Annotated in this window: 20 protein-coding genes; 14 read left to right on the plus strand and 6 right to left on the minus strand. The window is 67.9% G+C overall.

Annotated elements, in window-relative coordinates; translation table 11 throughout:
• Positions 1 to 74: 74 nt before the first annotated feature.
• The 4 genes from ACSQ19_RS04325 to ACSQ19_RS04340 all read right to left on the minus strand — a co-directional run bounded on the left by ACSQ19_RS04325 (position 75) and on the right by ACSQ19_RS04340 (position 4,371).
• Positions 75 to 2,246 carry a RelA/SpoT family protein gene (locus ACSQ19_RS04325; protein ID WP_296278198.1) on the minus strand — a complete coding sequence of 724 codons (2,172 nt, stop codon included), beginning with the start codon at positions 2,244 to 2,246 and terminating at the stop codon, positions 75 to 77.
• A gap of 125 nt (positions 2,247 to 2,371) precedes the next feature.
• Positions 2,372 to 2,671, minus strand: coding sequence for a DNA-directed RNA polymerase subunit omega (rpoZ, locus tag ACSQ19_RS04330; protein ID WP_296278197.1), 300 nt, complete (start codon positions 2,669 to 2,671; stop codon positions 2,372 to 2,374).
• A 225-nt stretch (positions 2,672 to 2,896) separates the two neighbouring features.
• Positions 2,897 to 3,514, minus strand: a complete 618-nt coding sequence (gmk, locus tag ACSQ19_RS04335; protein WP_296278196.1) for a guanylate kinase — start codon at positions 3,512 to 3,514, stop codon at positions 2,897 to 2,899.
• Complete coding sequence (locus ACSQ19_RS04340) at positions 3,511 to 4,371, minus strand: YicC/YloC family endoribonuclease (protein ID WP_299346888.1); 861 nt, start codon at positions 4,369 to 4,371, stop codon at positions 3,511 to 3,513. Before ACSQ19_RS04340 ends, gmk begins: the two co-directional genes overlap by 4 nt.
• Before the next feature lie 111 nt (positions 4,372 to 4,482).
• On the opposite strand from ACSQ19_RS04340, the gene rph reads away from it, so the two are divergent.
• From rph to ACSQ19_RS04405, 13 genes are all read left to right on the plus strand, one after another.
• Positions 4,483 to 5,208: a ribonuclease PH gene (gene rph / locus ACSQ19_RS04345; protein ID WP_296278195.1), complete on the plus strand. Its 726-nt coding sequence runs from the start codon at positions 4,483 to 4,485 to the stop codon at positions 5,206 to 5,208.
• 38 nt (positions 5,209 to 5,246) lie between these two features.
• Positions 5,247 to 5,639 carry a VOC family protein gene (locus tag ACSQ19_RS04350; protein WP_296278194.1) on the plus strand — a complete coding sequence of 131 codons (393 nt, stop codon included), beginning with the start codon at positions 5,247 to 5,249 and terminating at the stop codon, positions 5,637 to 5,639.
• Between the two features lie 6 nt (positions 5,640 to 5,645).
• Positions 5,646 to 6,239: an RdgB/HAM1 family non-canonical purine NTP pyrophosphatase gene (rdgB, locus tag ACSQ19_RS04355; protein ID WP_299346755.1), complete on the plus strand. Its 594-nt coding sequence runs from the start codon at positions 5,646 to 5,648 to the stop codon at positions 6,237 to 6,239.
• Positions 6,240 to 6,349: 110 nt separating this feature from the next.
• The gene (hemW, locus tag ACSQ19_RS04360; RefSeq protein ID WP_436000273.1) at positions 6,350 to 7,504 is read left to right on the plus strand and encodes a radical SAM family heme chaperone HemW; all 1,155 of its coding nucleotides are present in this window, start codon (positions 6,350 to 6,352) and stop codon (positions 7,502 to 7,504) included.
• Between the two features lie 90 nt (positions 7,505 to 7,594).
• On the plus strand, positions 7,595 to 10,123 hold the full coding sequence (locus ACSQ19_RS04365; protein ID WP_436000275.1) for a DUF1631 domain-containing protein: 2,529 nt from the start codon (positions 7,595 to 7,597) through the stop codon (positions 10,121 to 10,123).
• On the plus strand, positions 10,120 to 10,467 hold the full coding sequence (locus tag ACSQ19_RS04370) for a PilZ domain-containing protein (protein WP_296278190.1): 348 nt from the start codon (positions 10,120 to 10,122) through the stop codon (positions 10,465 to 10,467). Before ACSQ19_RS04365 ends, ACSQ19_RS04370 begins: the two co-directional genes overlap by 4 nt.
• Positions 10,468 to 10,535: 68 nt before the next feature.
• A complete protein-coding gene (gene pepQ, locus ACSQ19_RS04375) occupies positions 10,536 to 11,876 on the plus strand; it encodes a Xaa-Pro dipeptidase (RefSeq protein WP_436000278.1) in 1,341 nt (446 codons plus the stop codon).
• Between the two features lie 58 nt (positions 11,877 to 11,934).
• A complete protein-coding gene (locus tag ACSQ19_RS04380; RefSeq protein ID WP_436000280.1) occupies positions 11,935 to 12,372 on the plus strand; it encodes a hypothetical protein in 438 nt (145 codons plus the stop codon).
• A gap of 144 nt (positions 12,373 to 12,516) precedes the next feature.
• Positions 12,517 to 13,071 (plus strand): hypothetical protein, encoded by a 555-nt coding sequence (locus tag ACSQ19_RS04385; RefSeq protein WP_436000282.1) that lies wholly within the window; start codon positions 12,517 to 12,519, stop codon positions 13,069 to 13,071.
• A 78-nt stretch (positions 13,072 to 13,149) separates the two neighbouring features.
• The gene (locus ACSQ19_RS04390) at positions 13,150 to 13,482 is read left to right on the plus strand and encodes a hypothetical protein (RefSeq protein WP_436000284.1); all 333 of its coding nucleotides are present in this window, start codon (positions 13,150 to 13,152) and stop codon (positions 13,480 to 13,482) included.
• Positions 13,479 to 13,901, plus strand: coding sequence for an MAPEG family protein (locus ACSQ19_RS04395; RefSeq protein ID WP_436000286.1), 423 nt, complete (start codon positions 13,479 to 13,481; stop codon positions 13,899 to 13,901). The genes ACSQ19_RS04390 and ACSQ19_RS04395 overlap by 4 nt, the downstream gene beginning before the upstream one ends.
• A 24-nt stretch (positions 13,902 to 13,925) precedes the next feature.
• Positions 13,926 to 14,321, plus strand: a complete 396-nt coding sequence (locus tag ACSQ19_RS04400) for a YciI family protein (RefSeq protein ID WP_299346767.1) — start codon at positions 13,926 to 13,928, stop codon at positions 14,319 to 14,321.
• A 9-nt stretch (positions 14,322 to 14,330) separates the two neighbouring features.
• On the plus strand, positions 14,331 to 14,768 hold the full coding sequence (locus tag ACSQ19_RS04405) for a GFA family protein (protein WP_436000288.1): 438 nt from the start codon (positions 14,331 to 14,333) through the stop codon (positions 14,766 to 14,768).
• 7 nt (positions 14,769 to 14,775) lie between these two features.
• Here ACSQ19_RS04405 and ACSQ19_RS04410 read toward each other — a convergent pair whose 3' ends face one another.
• Entirely contained in the window at positions 14,776 to 16,101 is a 1,326-nt protein-coding gene (locus ACSQ19_RS04410) for an aminopeptidase P N-terminal domain-containing protein (protein ID WP_296278183.1), read from the minus strand.
• Complete coding sequence (locus tag ACSQ19_RS04415; protein WP_436000291.1) at positions 16,101 to 16,643, minus strand: UPF0149 family protein; 543 nt, start codon at positions 16,641 to 16,643, stop codon at positions 16,101 to 16,103. Before ACSQ19_RS04415 ends, ACSQ19_RS04410 begins: the two co-directional genes overlap by 1 nt.
• A gap of 134 nt (positions 16,644 to 16,777) precedes the next feature.
• On the opposite strand from ACSQ19_RS04415, the gene ACSQ19_RS04420 reads away from it, so the two are divergent.
• Positions 16,778 to 19,036 carry a putative bifunctional diguanylate cyclase/phosphodiesterase gene (locus tag ACSQ19_RS04420; RefSeq protein ID WP_436000293.1) on the plus strand — a complete coding sequence of 753 codons (2,259 nt, stop codon included), beginning with the start codon at positions 16,778 to 16,780 and terminating at the stop codon, positions 19,034 to 19,036.
• Positions 19,037 to 19,122 lie beyond the last annotated feature (86 nt).

Consider the following 19,122-nt stretch of genomic DNA (forward strand, 5'->3'; position numbering starts at 1 on the left):
CGACCAGGGAACCCTGCCGAACTACAGCGCCGCAAGCACAAGCATCAGCACGCCGGGCCTGCGCCCGACCTACGTCACTGGCGACGGACGCCGTGCACGACATTGAGGCGCCGCAACCGGCGCATCACTTCCGCCAGGTGGTTACGGTCGCGCACCTGAATCGAGAAGCGCAGCACGGCGACGTTGATGTCGCGCTCGAGGTATTCGACGCGCTCGATGTTGGATTGGCTCTTGGCCACCGCGGCGGCGACCTGCGCCAGCACGCCGGGACGGTTCTCCACGTCGATGAGCAACGCGGCGTCGTAGTCGCCGGTGACCTTCGCGTCCCATGCGATCGGCACCCAGCGCTCCGGCGACTTGCGGAATTCGGTGACGTTGGGGCAGTCGAGCCGATGCACCACGATGCCTTTGCCGGCGGTGTGGTAGCCCATGATCTCGTCGCCCGGAATCGGCTGGCAGCACTGCGCGAAGCTGACCACGCCGCGTTCGCCGCCGGTGATCAGGATCTTTTCCTGCGAATGCTTGGAATGCCCGCCACCGCGCAGTTCGGCGAACGCGGTCAGCGCCTGCGCCGCCTGCGACGGCATCCAGTTGCCCAGCGCGACATCGGCCAGGAAGGCCTCCAGGCGTGGGTACTTGTGCTCGCTGAGGAAGGCCTCGAGGCGCTGCTGCGGCAGCCGCTCCAGCGAGCTGTCGAGGTCCTCCAGCGCGCGGTCGAGCATCCGGTGGCCCAGCTGCACGGCGTCCTCGTGTTCGAGCTGCTTCAGCTGGTGGCGGATCGCGGTCCGCGCCTTGCTGGTGACGACGAACTCGAGCCACTGCGGCTTCGGCGCCGCGGACTTGGCGGTGATGATCTCCACGCTCTGTCCGCTGGCCAGCTTCGTACGCAAGGGCACCAGCTTCTTGTCCACGCGCGAGGCGACCGCCTGGTTGCCGACATCGGTGTGCACCGCGTAGGCGAAGTCGAGCGCGGTGGCATTGCGCGGCAGCGACAGGATCTTGCCCTTCGGCGTGAACAGATAGACCTCGTCCGGGAACAGGTCCACCTTCACGTTGTCGAGGAACTCCAGCGACGAGCCCGCCGCGCGCTGGTTGTCGATCAGCTCCACGATCCACGCATGCGCACGGTTCTGCGCGCTGTTCGGGGCATCGGTGCCGAACTTGTAGGTCCAGTGGGCCGCGATGCCGCGCTCGGCGACCAGGTCCATCTCGGTGGTGCGGATCTGTACCTCGATCGGCGACCCGTAGGGACCGAACAGCACCGTATGCAGCGACTGGTAGCCGTTGGCCTTGGGAATGGCGATGAAATCGCGGAACCGGCCGTCCAGCGGCTTGTACTGCGCATGCACCGCACCCAGTGCGTGGTAGCACGACGGCACGGAATCCACGACGACGCGGAAGCCGAACACATCCATCACCCGATCGAAGCTTTTGCCTTCGCCGCGCATCTTCTGGTAGATGCTCCAGGGCGTCTTCACCCTGCTGACCAGGCGATGCTCGATGCCTTCCTTCGCCAGGCGCTGCGAGAGGTGCGCCTCGATCTGGGCCATCGATTCGCGACGCATCACCGGCTGGCTGCGGATGTGCTTCTCGATCACCGCGTGCCGCCACGGATGCAGCGCGCGGAACCCCAGGTCCTGCAGTTCCGACTTGACCAGGTTCATGCCCAGCCGCTGCGCGATGGGCGCGTAGATCTCCAGCGTTTCGCGCGCGATGCGCCCGCGCGCCTCGGCACTCTGCGCGCCCAGTGTCCGCATGTTGTGCAGGCGGTCGGCCAGCTTGATCATGATGACGCGCAGGTCGCGCGACATCGCCAGCAGCATCTTGCGGAAACTCTCGGCCGCCGCTTCCTGGCGATCGCGGAACTTCAGCTTGTCCAGCTTGGTGACGCCTTCCACCAGCTCGGCGACCGATTCGCCGAACTCGGCGGCGATGTCGGCGCCGGTCAGCGGCGTATCCTCGATGGTGTCATGCAGGATCGCGGCGATCAGCGTTTCGGCATCCATCCCCAGCTCGGCCAGCACGCCGGCCACCGCCACGGGATGGGTGATGTAGGGCTCGCCGGACTTGCGGGTCTGTCCGGCATGCGCGGCCGCACCGACTTCCCACGCGCGCCGCAGCAACGGCAGCTGCGCCTTCGGCAGGTATGCCACCAACTTCTCGAACTGGGCGACATACTCCGGCACGCTTTCGTCACGGGACGAAGCAGGGCTGCGGAGCGCCTTGGCGGTACGGCCGGAATTCATGCCGCCAGACTATGCCAGTCGCGTCTCCACGGCAACGCGAAACCGGACCCCGGAAACGCGGAAAGCCCGCTTGCGCGGGCTTTCCGGTGATCGTCCGTTCCGATGGGAACGTCAGACGCCGTCGATCAGTCGTCGCCCTTCGACAGGTCGTCGTCGGCCACCACTTCGGCTGCGGCCCATTCCAGCGCTTCGCGTTCGGCGCGCTCGCGCTCGGCCTTCTCGACGCGGTCGATCAGCTCGTTGTCGATCTTGCGCGCGGCGATCTCGCGCAGCGCCAGCACGGTGGGCTTGTCCTGTGCTTCGTTGTTGTCGATCTGCGGTTCCACGCCGTTCGCGAGCTGACGGGCGCGCTTGGCGGCCATCGTGACCAGATCGAAACGGTTATCTACGACTTCCAGGCAATCTTCGACGGTGATGCGGGCCATGCGGGCTCCCGGCGACCGGCTGGCCGCCCAGTGAATACGGAAAGGGGCCGGGATTGTAGGCAGCCAGGCCTGGCAATGCAAGCCTTTCCTTGAAAATCAATGATTTAAGGCGCCGCTACGGATCCCTGCCGTCATAGAGCCGAGCTGGCTCCGCTGGCTGTACGCATCCCACCGGACCTCGGGACGCGCGGAGCCTGGCAAGCGAGGCTCTGCGAAAGCCTGGCGCTACTCCGCCAGCAACGCGGCGATCAGATCGGCGTGGCGCACGTCCTGCGCCTCCCGGCGCAGGCGGCTGGCGGTGAAGATGGTGTGCATCTGCTCGACCGCGGTGTCGAACACGTCGTTGACGATGACATAGTCGAACTCGTCGTAGTGCGACATCTCCTCGCGGGCCGCCGCCAGACGACGCTGGATCACTTCTTCGCTGTCCTGCCCGCGGTTGCGCATGCGCTGCTCCAGCGCGGCGCGCGACGGGGGCAGGATGAACACGCTCACCGCGTCCGGCACTTTCTCCCGTACCTGGCGGGCACCCTGCCAGTCGATCTCCAGCAGCACGTCCTTGCCGGCGTCGAGCTGCGGCTCGACGGACTGGCGCGCCGTCCCCTTCCAGTCACCGTGCACTTCGGCGTACTCGAAGAAATCGCCGGCCCGGATCATCGCCTTGAATTCGTCGGCGCTGATGAAGTGGTAGTGCTGCGCATGCCGTTCGCCCGGTCGCGCCGCGCGCGAGGTGAACGAGATGGACAGCGCGATGTCGGCATCGCGCGCCAGCACGGCGTTGACGATGCTGCTCTTGCCCGCGCCCGACGGCGCCGCGACGATATAGAGGGTTCCGCGCTTCATTCGATGTTCTGCGCCTGTTCGCGGATCTGGTCGATCAGCACCTTCAGTTCCACCGCGATGTTGGTGGTGCGGATGTCGACGGACTTGGAGCCCAGCGTGTTCGCCTCGCGGTTGAACTCCTGCAGCAGGAAGTCCAGCCGGCGGCCCTGCGGCTCCTTCTGGGTGAAGACGCGGCGGATTTCCTTGACGTGGCTGTCGAGGCGGTCGAGCTCCTCGTCCACGTCGAGCTTCTGCAGCCACAGCACCAGTTCCTGTTCCAGCCGTCCCTGCTCCATGTTCTGCGCCACGTCGGCCAGCCGGGCTTCCAGCTTCTGCCGCTGGCCGGCGCGGATCTGCGGGATCAGCGTGCGCACTTCCGCGGCCAGCGAGGCGATGCCGTCCACGCGCTCCAGGATCGCGGCCACCAGCTTGCCGCCCTCGCGCTCGCGCGCGGCGACGAACTGGTCGAGTACCGCATCCAGCAGCGACAGCGCCTCGGCCTGCAGCGCCTCCATGTCCACACCCCTGGTCTGCAGCACGCCCGGGAACTGCAACAGGTCGGTGAGCTGGGTGCGCAGGTTGGGCATCCGGTCGGACAGGTCCGAGGCCAGGTCCGCCAACTGCGCGACGACGCGCGGATTGAGCTGCAGCGCGCCACCGCCTTCAGGCGCACGCAGGCGCAGGGTCAGGTCGAGCTTGCCGCGCGACACGCGCGACGCCACGCGCTCGCGCAGCGCGGGTTCCAGCGCGCGCAGTTCGTCCGGCAGACGCACGCCCAGTTCCAGGAAACGGTGGTTAACCGCGCGCAGTTCAGCCGCCAGCGTGCCGCCGTCGGTGGCGCGTTCGGCGGTGGCGAACGCCGTCATGCTGCGGATCATGCGGTTGCCCATCGGACCAGTGAGCGGCGCATCTTAGCAGCCCGCACGGCGGCCGCCGGGGCGGGCGGAACGCGACTGCTAAACTTCACCCCCCTCATCGCGGATGTCCCCATGTCCTTCTCCCGCCCCAGCGGCCGCCTGCCCGACCAGATGCGCGACGTCGGCATCCTGCGCAACTACACCCGCCATGCGGAGGGCTCGGTGCTGGTGAGCTTCGGCCACACCCGCGTGCTGTGCACCGCGACGGTGGAAAACAAGGTGCCGGGCTTCCTGCGCGGCAAGGGCGAGGGCTGGGTGACGGCGGAGTACGGCATGCTGCCGCGTTCCACGCATACCCGCAGCGATCGTGAGGCCTCGCGCGGCAAGCAGGGCGGTCGCACGCTGGAGATCCAGCGGCTGATCGGACGCACGCTGCGAGCCTGCGTCGACCGCGGCGCGCTGGGCGAGCGCACCATCACCCTGGATTGCGACGTGCTGCAGGCCGACGGCGGCACGCGCACCGCGGCGATCACGGGTGCCTACGTCGCGCTTGTGGATGCGGTGAACTGGCTGAAATCGCGCAACGAGATCAAGCGCGACGTGGTGCACGGCGCGGTGGCCGCCGTGTCGGTCGGGATCTACCGCGGCGTGCCGGTACTGGACCTGGACTACCCCGAAGACAGCGACTGCGACACCGACATGAACCTGGTGATGAACGACGGCGGCGGTTTCATCGAACTGCAGGGCACCGCCGAAGGCCATGCGTTCCGCCGCGATGAACTGGATGCGCTGTTGGCGCTGGGCGAGAAGGGCATCGGCGAGCTGTTCGCCGCCCAGCGTGCGGCGCTGGCGGGCTGACCCCTACCCTGGTCGGTCCCTTTCGACGGATTCCCCGCATGTCCCAGACCCTCAGCCTGGTCACCCTGGTCGTCGACGACTACGACCACGCCATCGCTCACTACCGCGATGCGCTGGGCTTCGAGGTGCGCGAGGACACCGACCTCGGCGGCGGCAAGCGCTGGGTGCGCGTGGCACCGGCCGGCGATGGCGGCACCGGCCTGCTGCTCGCCGTGGCCAGCACCGCCGAACAGCGCGCGCGCATCGGCGACCAGACCGGCGGCCGCGTGGCTTTTTTCCTTCAGACGGACGACTTCTGGCGCGACCATGCGCGCATGGTCGCCGCCGGGGTCGAATTCCTGGAGACGCCGCGCGAGGAAGGCTACGCCACCGTCGTCGTGTTCCGCGATGCCTACGGCAATCGCTGGGACCTGCTGCAACCCAAGGGCTGATCCGCCATGAAACTCGTCCTCGCCTCCTCCAACCACGGCAAGCTGGAAGAACTCCATGGCCTGCTGGCCGATACCGGCATCGAACTGGTCGCGCAGTCCGACCTGGGCGTGGATGACGCCGAGGAAACCGGCACCACGTTCGTGGAGAACGCGCTGATCAAGGCACGCCACGCCAGCCTGCAGACCGGCCTGCCCGCACTGGCCGACGATTCCGGCATCTGCGTGGATGCGTTGGACGGCGCACCGGGCCTGTATTCGGCGCGCTACGCCGGCGAACACGGCAACGCCGAGCGCAACATCGACAAGCTGCTGGAAGCGCTGGACGACGTCGACGGCGAACGTCGCGGCGCGCACTTCTACTGCGTGCTGGTGCTGCTTCGCCACGCGGACGATCCGCAGCCCCTGATCGTCGAGGGCGAGTGGCGCGGCGAGATCCTGCGCGAGCGTCGCGGCAACGGGGGCCACGGCTACGATCCGGTGTTCTTCGATCCGCAGCGCGGACAATCCGCCGCGGAAATGCCGCTCGAAGACAAGAACCGCATCAGCCATCGCGGCAAGGCGCTGGCCGGCCTGAAGCAGCGCCTGCTCGAGACCTGGTAGGCGCGGGCCATGCCCGCGATGCTTTTCCGCAGACCCCGCGAGACGAAGCATCGCGCCCACCGGGCGCTCCTGCCGATGCTTGAACGGACGACAAGACTGGCTTACCCGACATGCTGATTCCCCCGCCCCTCTCGCTCTACGTGCACCTGCCGTGGTGCGTGCGCAAATGTCCGTACTGCGACTTCAATTCGCACCAGGGCAACGGCGCACTGCCGTTCGACGACTACGTGGATGCGCTGCTGCGCGACCTGGACCACGACCTGCCGCTCGTATGGGGCCGTACCGTGCACAGCGTGTTCTTCGGCGGCGGGACGCCGAGCCTGTTCCCGCCGGATGCGATCGACCGCTTCCTGCAGGGTGCGAGCAGCCGGCTGCGTTTCGCGCCGGGGCTGGAGATCACGCTGGAGACCAACCCGGGCACGGCCGAGCACGGGCGTTTCGACCGCTACCGGGCGGCGGGCGTCAACCGGATCAGCTTTGGCATCCAGAGCTTCGATGACGCGAGCCTGGAAAAACTCGGCCGCATCCACGACAGCCGCGAGGCCGAGCACGCGGTCAGGCTGGCGCAGGATGCCGGCTTCGACAACCTCAACCTCGACCTGATGTACGCCCTGCCCGGCCAGACCCTGGCCATGGCCGAGCACGACCTGCAGCGCGCGTTCGCCTTGCAGCCCGCACACATCTCGCATTACCAGCTGACGCTGGAACCGAACACCGTGTTCTTCGCGCGGCCACCACAGGGCATCCCCGACGACGATCACGCATGGGACATGCAGGAGCATTGCCAGGCGCTGTTGGCCGACGCGGGGTACGCGCACTACGAGGTCAGTGCATACGCCCGTCCGCAACGCCGCTGTGCGCACAACCTCAATTATTGGCGTTACGGCGATTACATCGGGATCGGCGCCGGCGCGCACGGCAAGATCACCGCGGGGGCGACGCAGCGGATCCTGCGCCGCTGGAAGATCAAGCATCCTGCCGCCTATCTCGCCGCCGCGGGCACGCCGGCGGCGATCGGCGGTGACGACGACATCACGCCGGATCGCCGACCGTTCGAGTTCATGCTGAACGCGTTGAGGCTGCAGGATGGCTTCGCACTGGCGGACTTCACCGCCACCACCGGCCTGCCGGTATCGAACATCGCCGGTCCGCTGGAACACGCCTTGCAACGGGGCTGGCTGGACGTCTCGCAGACCCATGTGAGCCCCACGGCGCTGGGACGCCGGTTCACCAACGATGTGGTCGAACTGTTCCTGGACAGCTAGGCACCCGGCTGCCGTGAGATGGCGATGGATGGGTGCGCAGGCGACACAGGGTGTGATAATGATGCCGCCACGGGGGAGCCCACTGCACCGATGACCGCGACACGACCGCCGACGTCCGCTGCCGCGCCGACCACGATTGCATCGTCGGCGCTGCCGCCGCGCGTGCGGCGACTGCTGCAGAACCTGTTCGACCACATCGCGCCGGATTTCGTGTCCGCGCTGAACGGCATGCTGGTGGAGTTCGAGCAGCAGCTCTTCAAGCAGGCCGAGCAGGCCCGCAGCAACCACATGCAGACGCAGATCTTCGTCGACCTGCGGTCGCTGCAGAAGAACCGCGTGGACCTGGTGCCGCAGTATATGTTCGCACTGGAGTCCGAGCTGGCCGCGATCCGCAGCACGCGCAGTGGCGGCGAACAGCCCCCCGCCCGCCTGGATTTCCAGACCATGACCCTGGTCGAAGACGCGGTGATGGACCAGGAAATCGTGCTGCGCGAAGTCGCGCGCCGGCATGAGCAGCGCGGCAACGCGCAGATCCTGATGCTGGGCCAGCGGATGGGCGTCATCGCCGGCCAACCGGCCTACGAGGCCGAGACGCTGCCGCTGGGCCCTTACCGCCTGTGCCAGCTGCTGAAGGAAGCCGCCGCCTGCCTCGAGTTGTCCATCGATGCGCAGCTCGTGCTGTACCGCAGCTTCGACCACAAGGTGATGCTGAACTACACCGAGTGGGCGAACACGGTGAACCAGTTCCTGGCGCGCGAGGGCATCCTGCCCGGCCTGGTCTACATGCCGCGGCGCGCACGCAATCTCGAGATCGTGCGGCCGCCCCGCGACGAAGCTGGCGGCGGCGCCCGGCCCATGACCGGCTGGCAGGGCCAGCCGGCCGGATCGCATTGGGCCACGCTGACGCCGGAGCAACTGCACGCGGTGGCGGGTGCGCTGACCGGTGGCAAGGGGAGTGGAGACGCCTTCCCGCCGGCGGCCACGTCTGCGCCTGCCGCAGCCGATGCCGCGACCGCTGCGGACGCGCCGAAGGAGACGGCGGGCTCATTCGACGTCCTGCAGAAGCTGCTGGCCATCCGCCGCGGCGGACTCCAGGCCGATGCACTGGCGCAGGCCGCTGACATCGCGTCGCTCGGGGGACAGGCGGGCGACGGCGCAGCGATGACCCCCGACGGGGGTGCCGGCGCGCACCCTGCATCCATCGGCGACGGCGGCGGTCTGCCCCAGGCACAGGGAGGCACGGGCGGTGCTGCCGCAATGCCCTCGACCACCGGGGGCAGCGCGACGCGCGATGCGGCGCCACGCCGCCTGCTGCCGACGCCGGACGTCCTCGACACGCTGCGGATGCTGCAGAGCGCACCGCTGCCCGCACGGACACCGGACCAGCCGCGCCGCACCGTGGCGGACCTCCAGCAGACCATGCTCGCCGAAGTCCGCGCCAAGCACGGCCCCGGCGCCACGCTGGCCAGCGCCGATTCCGACACGTTCGAGCTGCTCGACCTGCTCTACAACGAGATCGAGCGCGAAGTGCAGCACGACGCGCCGGCCGCCGACATGCTGGTGCGCCTGCAGGTACCCGTGGTGCAGGCGGCCCTGCGCGACCGCAATTTCTTCCTGCGGCCGCAGCACCCGGCGCGCGACCTCCTCAACACGGTCGCCGAGTCCGGCGCCACCTGGCTCGGTGACGACGATGTCGATCCCCACCTGGTGCAACGCTTGCACAAGGCGGTGGAGACCGTCGTCGAGACCTACGAGGGCGATGAGGCTGTCTTCGAAGACGCCAACCGCGACGTGCAGCAGCACCTGCAGGCGGCCGCGCGCAAGGCGGAGCTGGCCGAGCGTCGGCAGATCGAAGCCGCACGCGGCAAGGACCGGCTGGAGGTGGCCAAGCAGCGCGCCGCCGACACCATCGAGTCGGCGATGGCCGATGCGAAACCGCAGAAGTTCGTGCAGGCGCTGCTCAGCCAGGCGTGGGCGGACGTGCTGACGCTCACCCAGCTGCGCAATGGCGAATCGTCCACCGAGTGGGCCGACCAGCTGCAGACCACGCTGGAGATCGTGGCCGCCACGACCTCGGCGCAGCCCGCCGATCCGGCGCTGGCGACGAAGATCGAGAAGTCGCTGGTGCAGGTGGGCTACCACGAGGACGAGGCCGCCGCGATCTCGCGCCGGCTCTCCAGTGCGGAGGAAGACGAGACCACGTCGCGCACCGAGCTGACCGCGCGACTGAAGGCGCGCGCGCGGCTGGGCGGACAGGGCGAGGTCAAGAAGAAGCCGGTGCAGCCGCGTACGCCGCAGGAGCAGGAGTGCTACGACTACCTGCGCACGCTCCCGTTCGGCACCTGGTTCGAATTCACCCGCAACCAGCAGGGCGACGTGCAGCGCCAGCGCCTGTCGTGGTTCAGTCCGGTGACCGGCAACGCCCTGTTCGTCAACCAGCGCGGCCAGCGCGTGGGCGAGCATTCGCTGGATACGCTGGCGCACCTGATGGCCAAGGGCCAGGCGCAGGTGGTCACCGAAGATCGCGGCCGCCTGATCGACCGTGCCTGGAACGCCACCCTCAGCGCGCTGCGCAGCCTGACGGGGCGTGGCGGCGAACCCGCAGGAGACATCGCATGATGCGCGAGTTCCGCCGCGCCCGCCGGCGCAACGTCCCGAAGCCGGTGCCGGTCTTCGACCTGATGACGGAACAGGTGATCGGCCGGCTCGGCAACCTCTCTGAATCGGGCATGCTGCTGGTCGCCACCGAACCGATGGTCGACGATGCGCTGTACCAGCTGCGTTTCCACTTGCAGGACGCGCGCGGCCAGGATCAGCCGATCGATGTGGGCGCGCACCTGATCTGGTCCGCCGCCGCGAACACGCCCGGGCAGGCCTTCGCCGGCCTGCGCTTCCTCACCATCGACCGCGAGCCGCTGGAACGGCTGCGCCAGTGGGTCAACGCCGGCCCCGAAGCCGATTGATCGCACCGCTGCGGCCGGGGTCCGGTCGATTGCGGCAGAATGGCGGCTCTTCAGTAAGAGCCGACGCCATGAATGCCCCCGCTTCCTTCGATACCGACCTCGTCCCGCTGTACGCCGATCATCTGGCCACGATGAAGCGGCGGGCGGACGAAGCGTTGGCGCGCGGCGGCTTCGACCACCTGGTCGTGCCCAGTGGGACCCAGCATTGGCAGGTCTTCGACGACCGCGACTATCCGTACGCGGTGAACCCGCAGTTCAAGGCCTGGCTCCCGCTCACGCGGCTGCCCTACAGCTGGCTGGTGTACACGCCCGGCAAGCGGCCGCAGGTGATCTTCTACCAGCCGTTCGACTACTGGCATGTCGTGCCAGGTGCACCGAGTGGCTGGTGGGTGGACCACGTCGATGTCCACATCATCCGCAAGCCGGACGAAGCGGCGGCGCTGCTGCCGCCTGCGGCCCGCAGTGCGATCCTCGGCGAGCCGCAGAGCACGCTCGGCGACTACGCGCCGAACAATCCCGAGCCGGTGATCCAGTACCTGGAATACCAGCGCTCGTACAAGACGCCGTACGAGATCGCGCTGATGCGGCAGGCGCAGCGCCTGGCCGTGCGCGGACACCGCGCCGCCGAAGCTGCCTTCCGCGCGGGGGAGAGCGAGTTCGGCATCCACATGGCCTACTGCACGGCGGTGGGCCAGGACGCCAATGACCTGCCCTACGGCAACATCATCGGCCTCAACGAACACGCGGCGATCCTGCACTACATGGAACTGCAGCGCGTGGCGCCCGATCCGCTGCGCAGCTTCCTGATCGACGCCGGCGCCAGTTTCCATGGCTACGCCAGCGACATCACCCGCACTTACGCCTTCGACACCGGTGGCGACTTCCAGGCGCTGATCGACGCGGTGGATGCCGCGCAGCAGCGCATGTGCGCCGGGGTGCGGGCGGACGTGGATTACCGGCAGTTGCACGTGGATGCGCACCACACGCTGATGGGCATCCTGAAGGACTTCGGCGTGATCACGGTCTCGCCCGAAGCCGCGGTCGCTACCGGCGTGAGCGCGGCGTTCTTCCCGCACGGGCTGGGCCATCCGATTGGCCTGCAGGTGCACGACGTGGCCGGCTTCGCCGCGAGCGATCGTGGCGGCCGCATCGAACGACCCGCCGGCCATCCCTACCTGCGCATGACCCGCGTGCTGGAACCGGGCATGGTGGTGACCATCGAACCCGGCCTGTACTTCATCGACCTGCTGCTGGACGAGGTCAAGAAGAACGACCACGCCGCCAGCGTCGACTGGACGCGCGTCGACGCATTCCGCCCGTACGGCGGCATCCGCATCGAGGACGAAGTGCTGTGCACCGAAGGCGATGCGGACAACCTGACGAGGCCGGCGTTCGCGGAAGCGGGCTGACGCGGCGATTCGCAACGCGATCCCGTCCACCCACCGCTCGACGTCATCAGGTATCTCCATGGATAGCGACCTGATCGTGATGGCAACGATAGTCCTGCTGACGGCCGCGGGCCTGGTGGCCACCGTACTGCTGCCGGCGTGGATCGCATGGGCGATTGCTTGGCGGTCCGGCATGCCACGGTCCTGCAGACGGTCGTTCGCTTTCGCATGCCTGCTGCTGAGCTATGGCGTGATGGTGTTCGCGGCCGCGTTGCTGCTGCCGCTGGAAGTCCTCAAGACATTCATCGCCTCCGACCTGCACGCACGCGGCTACCTGGCGCTCGCCAATGGAATCTTCGTGGCCGCCGAACACGGTACGCCTATCGTTTCCTGTACCGCAGCCTTGGTCGCCGCTGTTGTCATTCCTCTCAGGCTGCGCAGGCATTGGCCCGCGATCACGTCCGCTGTCGCGGACGGCCCCGCCTCACCCGCGCTCCAGCGCGACGCGGATGCGTAGCAGCGGACGCTTGGCGCGCTGTGCGACAGCGTCGTAGTCCGGAACGGATCGAAGGCCGCAAGCGGGGACGTGCCGCGTAACGCATCCCGGGTGCGTTACGCTTACCCGGGCTACGGTCGCTAGACGTGCGCAACGGGGTTATTCATGGTCGGACAGCGCGTGAAATTCGGGTTATACGCCTTTTTGTTCGCGTCCTGCGCGCGTCAGGACATAGGCGTGCAGGCACACGACGCCTTTATGGAGGCGATGCGCACGATGTCCACTTCGCCTCACTACGTCAAGATAAGACTGGTGGACCCTACACGCGGGATCACCAGAGATACCTGCGTGACAGCCAATCTCCTCAGGGGCGCTCTGCACCTCGAGACGGGAGTCGCTCACGACCGCGCCGGCACGACTGCCATTGATGCATCGCTTTCGGCGAACCGCGCTCACGAGTTCGTTTTCACTAATCCCGCTGCCTTCGCCAATATGCCCTCGCTCCCTGAGCTACAGGAAATCAACGAGGCCTCGCAACTTGTCTCGGGCCTCTCAGGCCCGGATATCGCCGAGTCTTTAAGCGAAGGTGCATTGGCGAACTTCACCGGACAGGGCGCTCGCCAAGAGGAGCGCTTAGCAGCGCTAGCCTGCGCACTGATCGACCGTGGCTACCGACCTCGCCAAGCCGATCTTACTGGCGCGATCACCCTCGATACATAATCCGTCGAGCGGGCGCCACGCCTTTCATCCACTCTGACGCCTACGGAGAATTCGCATGCATGCAAGCGGACGGCACGCATGATGTTCATGATCGGCCAAGGCGAACGCGTGGTGCCGGTGGGCGAACCGGAGCCGCAGCATTGCCCGCGTTGCGATCAGGAGCGCGACTTCCAGCCGCAGCTGGCCTACAAGTATGGTGAGTTCGACCTGCTGTTCGGCTTCGTCTACGGTCGGCGCTACCAGCTGGCCTGTCCGGAATGCCACCAAGGCTGGCGACTGGATCGGTGGCAGGCCGAACGGCGTTATGGCAAGCCGGATATCCCGTTCCGCCTGCGTTACGGTCTTTTCGTCCTCCTCGGCCTGGTCGCCGCCTTGGGTGCGGCCTACCTGGCGAATCCGTCGCTGCCATGACCGCGCTCACGCCCCTCGATACCGCCCTGCTGCTACCGATGACGGCGCATGTCGCGCTCGCCGCGTGCCTCTACGTGCTGCTGACGATCGCGCGGGCGCCGGCGATCTGGGGCATCGGCCGCCGCGCGGATGGCAGCAATCCGTGGGCGAAGGTCGAGCCGCGGATCAGCGCCAACCTGTCCAACCAGTTCGAGTGGCCGCTGTTCTTCCATGTCGCCTGCGTCGTGCTGATGTTGCTGGGCGCGAGCCACGCTGCCATCGCCCTCGCGTGGCTGTTCGTCGCCGGTCGTGTCCTGCATAGCGTCGTGCAGGTCGCGACCACGAACGTGCGCCTGCGGGGGCTCGTCTTCACCGCGAATTTTATGGCCGTGCTGGGCCTGTGGGGCCTGCTGCTGCAGGCAGCGCTGGCGCACGCGTAATCCGCCCTTCCTCCTGGACCCCTCATGACGACCTCCGACTACCTCCTCATCTCCCGCGGCCAATGGGACGAAAGCGCATCGAAAGAAGACGTGCAGGACGCCATCGATCGCTTCTACACCTGGTACGAAAAAGGCGTGGCCGACGGCGTGCTCAAGCCCGGCAGCCGCCTTGAGAACCGAGGCAGACAGGTATCTCGCACCGGCATCACCGACGGACCGTTCGCCGAAGCCAAGGAGCTGGTCGGCGGCTACTGGTTCATCGTCGCCGAGTCGCTGGACCACGCCGCGCGGATCGCGTCCGAGAACCCCTGCCTGGCCTTCGGGCTGACGCTGGAAATCCGGCCACTGGAGGCGGCGCGCGCACGTGTTGATGTCGTGGCCAACGAAACACCGTCGGCGTGGCGTTCCGGCGAAGGCTGAGGTCTGCCGATGCATGCGCTTCCCTCGGTGCTGGATGGCGGCTGCCACTGCGGCGCGCTGACGCTTGCCTTCTCCACGCGTATGGTGCCGGCCGCGACGGCGCCCCGCGCGTGCGACTGCAGCTTCTGCCGCGCGCACCGCGCCGCATGGCTTTCCGATACCGACGCGCAGCTGGTCGTCCGCGTGCAACGGCCGGACCGCCTGCGCCGTTATCGGCAGGGATCGGAGGCCGCGCAGTTCCTGCTGTGCGGCGACTGCGGCGTGCTGGTGGCGGTCGTGTTCGAAGAGGGCGACCAGCGCCACGCCGCGGTCAACGCCGGATGCCTGGATGCACGCGACGGCTTCGCGCCGCCCGTGCCCGCCTCACCGCAACGGTTGGCGCCCGAGGAGAAAGCCGCACGATGGCGGCAGCTGTGGATCCGCGACGTGCGGGTGGATAGCCCCTGAGGCGTGGTCAGCCCGCCGCCATCACCGCTTCGATCTCGTCCGCGCTGCGCGCCAGCGCATCGGTGAGCACGCGCGGCTCGCCGTCGGTGACCAGCACGTCGTCCTCCGTGCGGATGCCGATGCCGCGCCACTTGGGGTCGACCGTCTCGTCATCGTGGCCCACGTACAGGCCCGGCTCGATGGTGAACGCCATGCCGGCTTCCAGCAGGCGCGATTCGCCGTCGATGCGGTAGTCGCCCACGTCGTGCACGTCCAGGCCCAGCCAGTGGCCGGTCTTGTGGCGGTAGAAGCGGCGGTACGTGCCTTCGGCGAGGTTCTTCTCGAGCTTGCCTTTCAACAGGCCGAGCTTCAGCAGGCCTTCGGTCAGCGTCTCGACCGCGGCCACGTGCCCGGCCTCGTACGGCACGCCGACGCGGGCGCAGTCCAACGCGGCACGCTGGGCCTCGCCGACAAGGTCGTGCAGCGCGCGCTGCGCGGGGGTGAAGCGGCCGTTGACCGGGAACGTGCGGGTGATGTCGGCGGCGTAGCCGCGGTATTCGGCACCCGCATCGATCAGCACCAGGTCGCCGTCGCGCGCCTGCGCGGTATTCGCTCGGTAGTGCAGCACGCAGGCGTTGCGGCCGGCGCCGACGATGCTGTTGTAGGCGGGCCATGCATCATTGGCACGGAACACGCGCTCCACGTCGGCCTGCAGCTCGTACTCGCGGATGCCGGGGCGCGCCGCGCGCATCGCAGCGAGGTGGGCCTGGACGCTGATGTCGGCGGCGCGCTGCATCAGCTTCACTTCGTCCTTCGACTTGAACAGCCGCAGGTCGTGCAGCAGGTGACCGAGTTCAAGGAACTCGTGCGGCGGCTGCGCGCCCTGCTTCACGTGAGCGCGCACGTGGCGCACCCAGCCGATCAGCTTGAGATCGAAGTCGGCGTCGCGCCCGAAGTGGTAGTAGACGCGGGAACGCCCTTCCAGCAAGCCCGGCAGGATCTCGTCGAGATCGTCGATCGGATAGGCATCGTCCATGCCGTAGTCGTTGACCGCGCCGTCCTGGCCGGCGCGCGGGCCGTCCCAGCCTTCGCGCTCGGGATCGCGCTCGCGGCAGAACAGGATGGTTTCGCCGTGCTTGCGACCGGGTACCAGTACCAGCACCGCCTCCGGCTCCGGAAAGCCGCTGAGATACCAGAAGTCAGAGTCCTGCCGGAACGGATAATGCGTATCGTGGCTGCGCACGCGCTCGGCGGCGGCGGGCAGCACCAGGATCGCGTCGTTGCCGGCCAGCCGCATCATCTGCTTGCGCCGGCGGGCGAACTCCGCCGCGCCGATGCCGGCGACGGCCTTCATCAGTTCAGGCTCCGGCGATGCCGGGGCCCGAGCACGCAGTCGCCATGCAGCAGCAGGACGGCCACCCGGACGAACTCCTCCAGTTCCGCCAGCGCATCCTCGTCTTCCTCGTCGTCGCTGCTCTCGGGCGATGCCTGGGCCAGTCGCGCGAGGTCCTGCAACGCCTCCTGCCCCTCTTCGGACAGCGGCGGCGCGGCGCCCGCGGCCAGTCCGAAGGCGCCCAGGAATCCCTGGCACCAGGCAAACAGCGCTTCCGCGCGCTCGTCGAGCGGACGGTCGGCGGGGGGCAGCAACAGGTCGAAGGCGAAGCTGCGGTCTTCCAGCTGGGCGACGGCGCACTCGCGCAACTGGTCAAGCGCGCTGCCGGTCGCAGGCGCCGGCAACTGGTCGTCGGCCAGCGCGCGGGCCAGCCAGGTGTCGTCGGCCGTGCCGCCGCCGGCGAGCCAGCCGCACAGCGCACCGTGCAGTTCCGACGCGTCCATGGCCAGGCCGGACTGGCGGGAAGCGGCCGCCACGTCGGCGATATCGGGAAGGTCGGGCATAGAAGAACGCAATCCGTCAGGGGTTTCGGACAACCTTGCAAGTGTAGCAATCAAAAGCCGCTTACCTCCTTGTTGTGCGTGTGTACGCATGCCTACACTCACATATTGCCTACGCATTGGCCCCTCGCCCCTCCATGCACGCCTCCCCTGTCGCTGCAGTCCTGGCAACGGCTTCCCCCCTGTCGTCCCGGCTGGCCATGGGCCTGGCGGGTCTGGTGTTGCTGGGCGTCGTGCTGATCGGGACGCGGCGCTGGTGGCAGGCATGGCTGGCGAGCCGGCAGGTTCCGCAGGAGCCGCTGCGCAGCGAGTCCCTGCGCAACCGCGATGAGCGACTGAAGCTGGCGCTGTGGGCCTCGGGCGAGCAGTTCTGGGATTACGACCTGGTGCAGCGCCGGCTCTACCGGATGCGGGCGGACGAAACCGCCGTGCAGACCGCCGACATCACCGTGCTGACGCGGCAGGGCGAAGTCCCGACCATCCACGAGGAAGACATGCCGCTGGTGCAGGAGCGCCTGCGCCTGCACCTGCAGGGCAAGACCCCGCTCTTCATGTCGGAACACCGGATGGACATGCTGGGCAACGGCACTTGGGTATGGGTGCGCGCCCGTGGCCGCGTCGTCGAGCGCGACGGTGAGGGACAACCCATCCGGATCGCCGGCACCGCCCGCGACATCACCGCCAGCCGCAATGCCGAGTACGAGCACCGCATCGCCGGCGAGGTGATGCGCAGCATGAACGAAGCGGTGGCCGTGCTGGACTGGGCGCACCAGTTCATCACCATCAATCCCGCCTTCACCCGCATCACCGGCTATGCGGAAGAGGAAATCATCGGCCAGCCGATGACGATGCTGGACAGCGACCAGCACGAGGATGCCTTCTTCGAACGGATGAACCGCGAATTGCGCCTGACCGGGCGCTGGTCCGGTGAGATCTGGAAGGTCCGCAAGGATGGCGAGGAAATCCTCTGCCGCATCGAGACCAACGTGGTGCCGGACGCCACCGGCGAGCGTCCGTTGTACGTGCAGGTATTGACCGACATCACCGAGCAGAAGCGCGCCGAGCAGGAACTGCGCTACCTGGCCAACTACGACACCCTGACCAGCCTGCCCAACCGCTCGCTGCTGTCCGAGCGGCTGTCGCGCGCCATCGTGCGGGCGCGCCGCGAACACGGCCACGTCGCCGTGCTGTTCATCGACCTGGACCGCTTCAAGGACATCAACGATTCGCTCGGCCACGCCACCGGCGACCGCATCCTGCGCTCGGCGGCCGCGCGCGTGCAGCAGACAGTCGGGACGCAGCACACGGTCGCGCGCCTGAGTGGCGACGAATTCACCGTGGTACTGGAGGACATCAACGGCATGCCCGATGCCGAAGAGGTGGCCCAGCGCATCATCCATGCCTTCCGTACGCCGCTGAACTTCGGCGAACGGCTGGAACTGGCGGTATCGCCCTCGATCGGCATCAGCCTGTACCCGGAGCACGCCCAGGTGCCGACGGAGCTGCTGAAGCACGCCGACACCGCCATGTACCAGGCCAAGGCGATGGGGCGGCACACCTACCAGGTGTACTCGGAATCGATGGACGAGAAGAACCGCCATCGCGCCATCCTCGCCAGCGCCCTGCGCCGCGCGATCGACCGCAACGAACTGTCGCTGGTGTTCCAGCCGCGCCTGTCGATCTCGCGGCAGCGGATCACCGGCGTCGAGGCCCTGCTGCGGTGGGAGAGCAAGGAATTCGGCACCGTGTCGCCGGGCCAGTTCATCCCGCTGGCGGAAGAGTCGGGGATGATCCTCGAACTCGGCGCCTGGGCACTGCGCCACGCCTGCCTGACCCTGCGCGACTGGCACGACGCCGGCCTGGAAGAACTCAGTGTGGCGGTGAATGTGTCCGCCACCCAGTTGCAGCGCGGCGACCTGCAGACGGTGGTCGCGCGCACGCTGCAGGAAACCGGCGTCCCCGCCAACCGCTTGGAGCTGGAACTGACCGAGAGCGTGGTGATGGCCAGCCCGGAGCAGAACGCCGACACGCTGCGCGCCTGCCGGCGCCTCGGCATATCGCTGGCGATCGACGACTTCGGCACCGGCTATTCATCGCTGGCGTACCTGAAGCGCCTGCCGTTGACCACGCTGAAGATCGACCGCGAATTCATCAGCGACCTCACCCACGACACCGATGACGAGGCCATCACCAGCACCATCATCACGATGGGACAGTCGCTGGCGCTGAAAGTCGTCGCCGAGGGCGTGGAGACGTGGGACCAGTACGAGTTCCTGCGCAACCACGGCTGCGACGAAGTGCAGGGCCACTGGGTCTCGCAGGCGCTGGTCGCGGACCAGTGCCTGCGCTTCATCCGGGACTACTACCCCGGGTCGGGCATGCGCGTGGCCTCCTGACCCCGGCGACCCTGGCGGGAAACCCTGCGGGAGTGGGCCATGCCCGCGATGCTTTTCGATCGGACCACGCAAGAGCAACGGAGGCA

This window comes from Pseudoxanthomonas sp. LjRoot127 (assembly GCF_964253495.1).
Taxonomy (GTDB): domain Bacteria; phylum Pseudomonadota; class Gammaproteobacteria; order Xanthomonadales; family Xanthomonadaceae; genus Pseudoxanthomonas_A.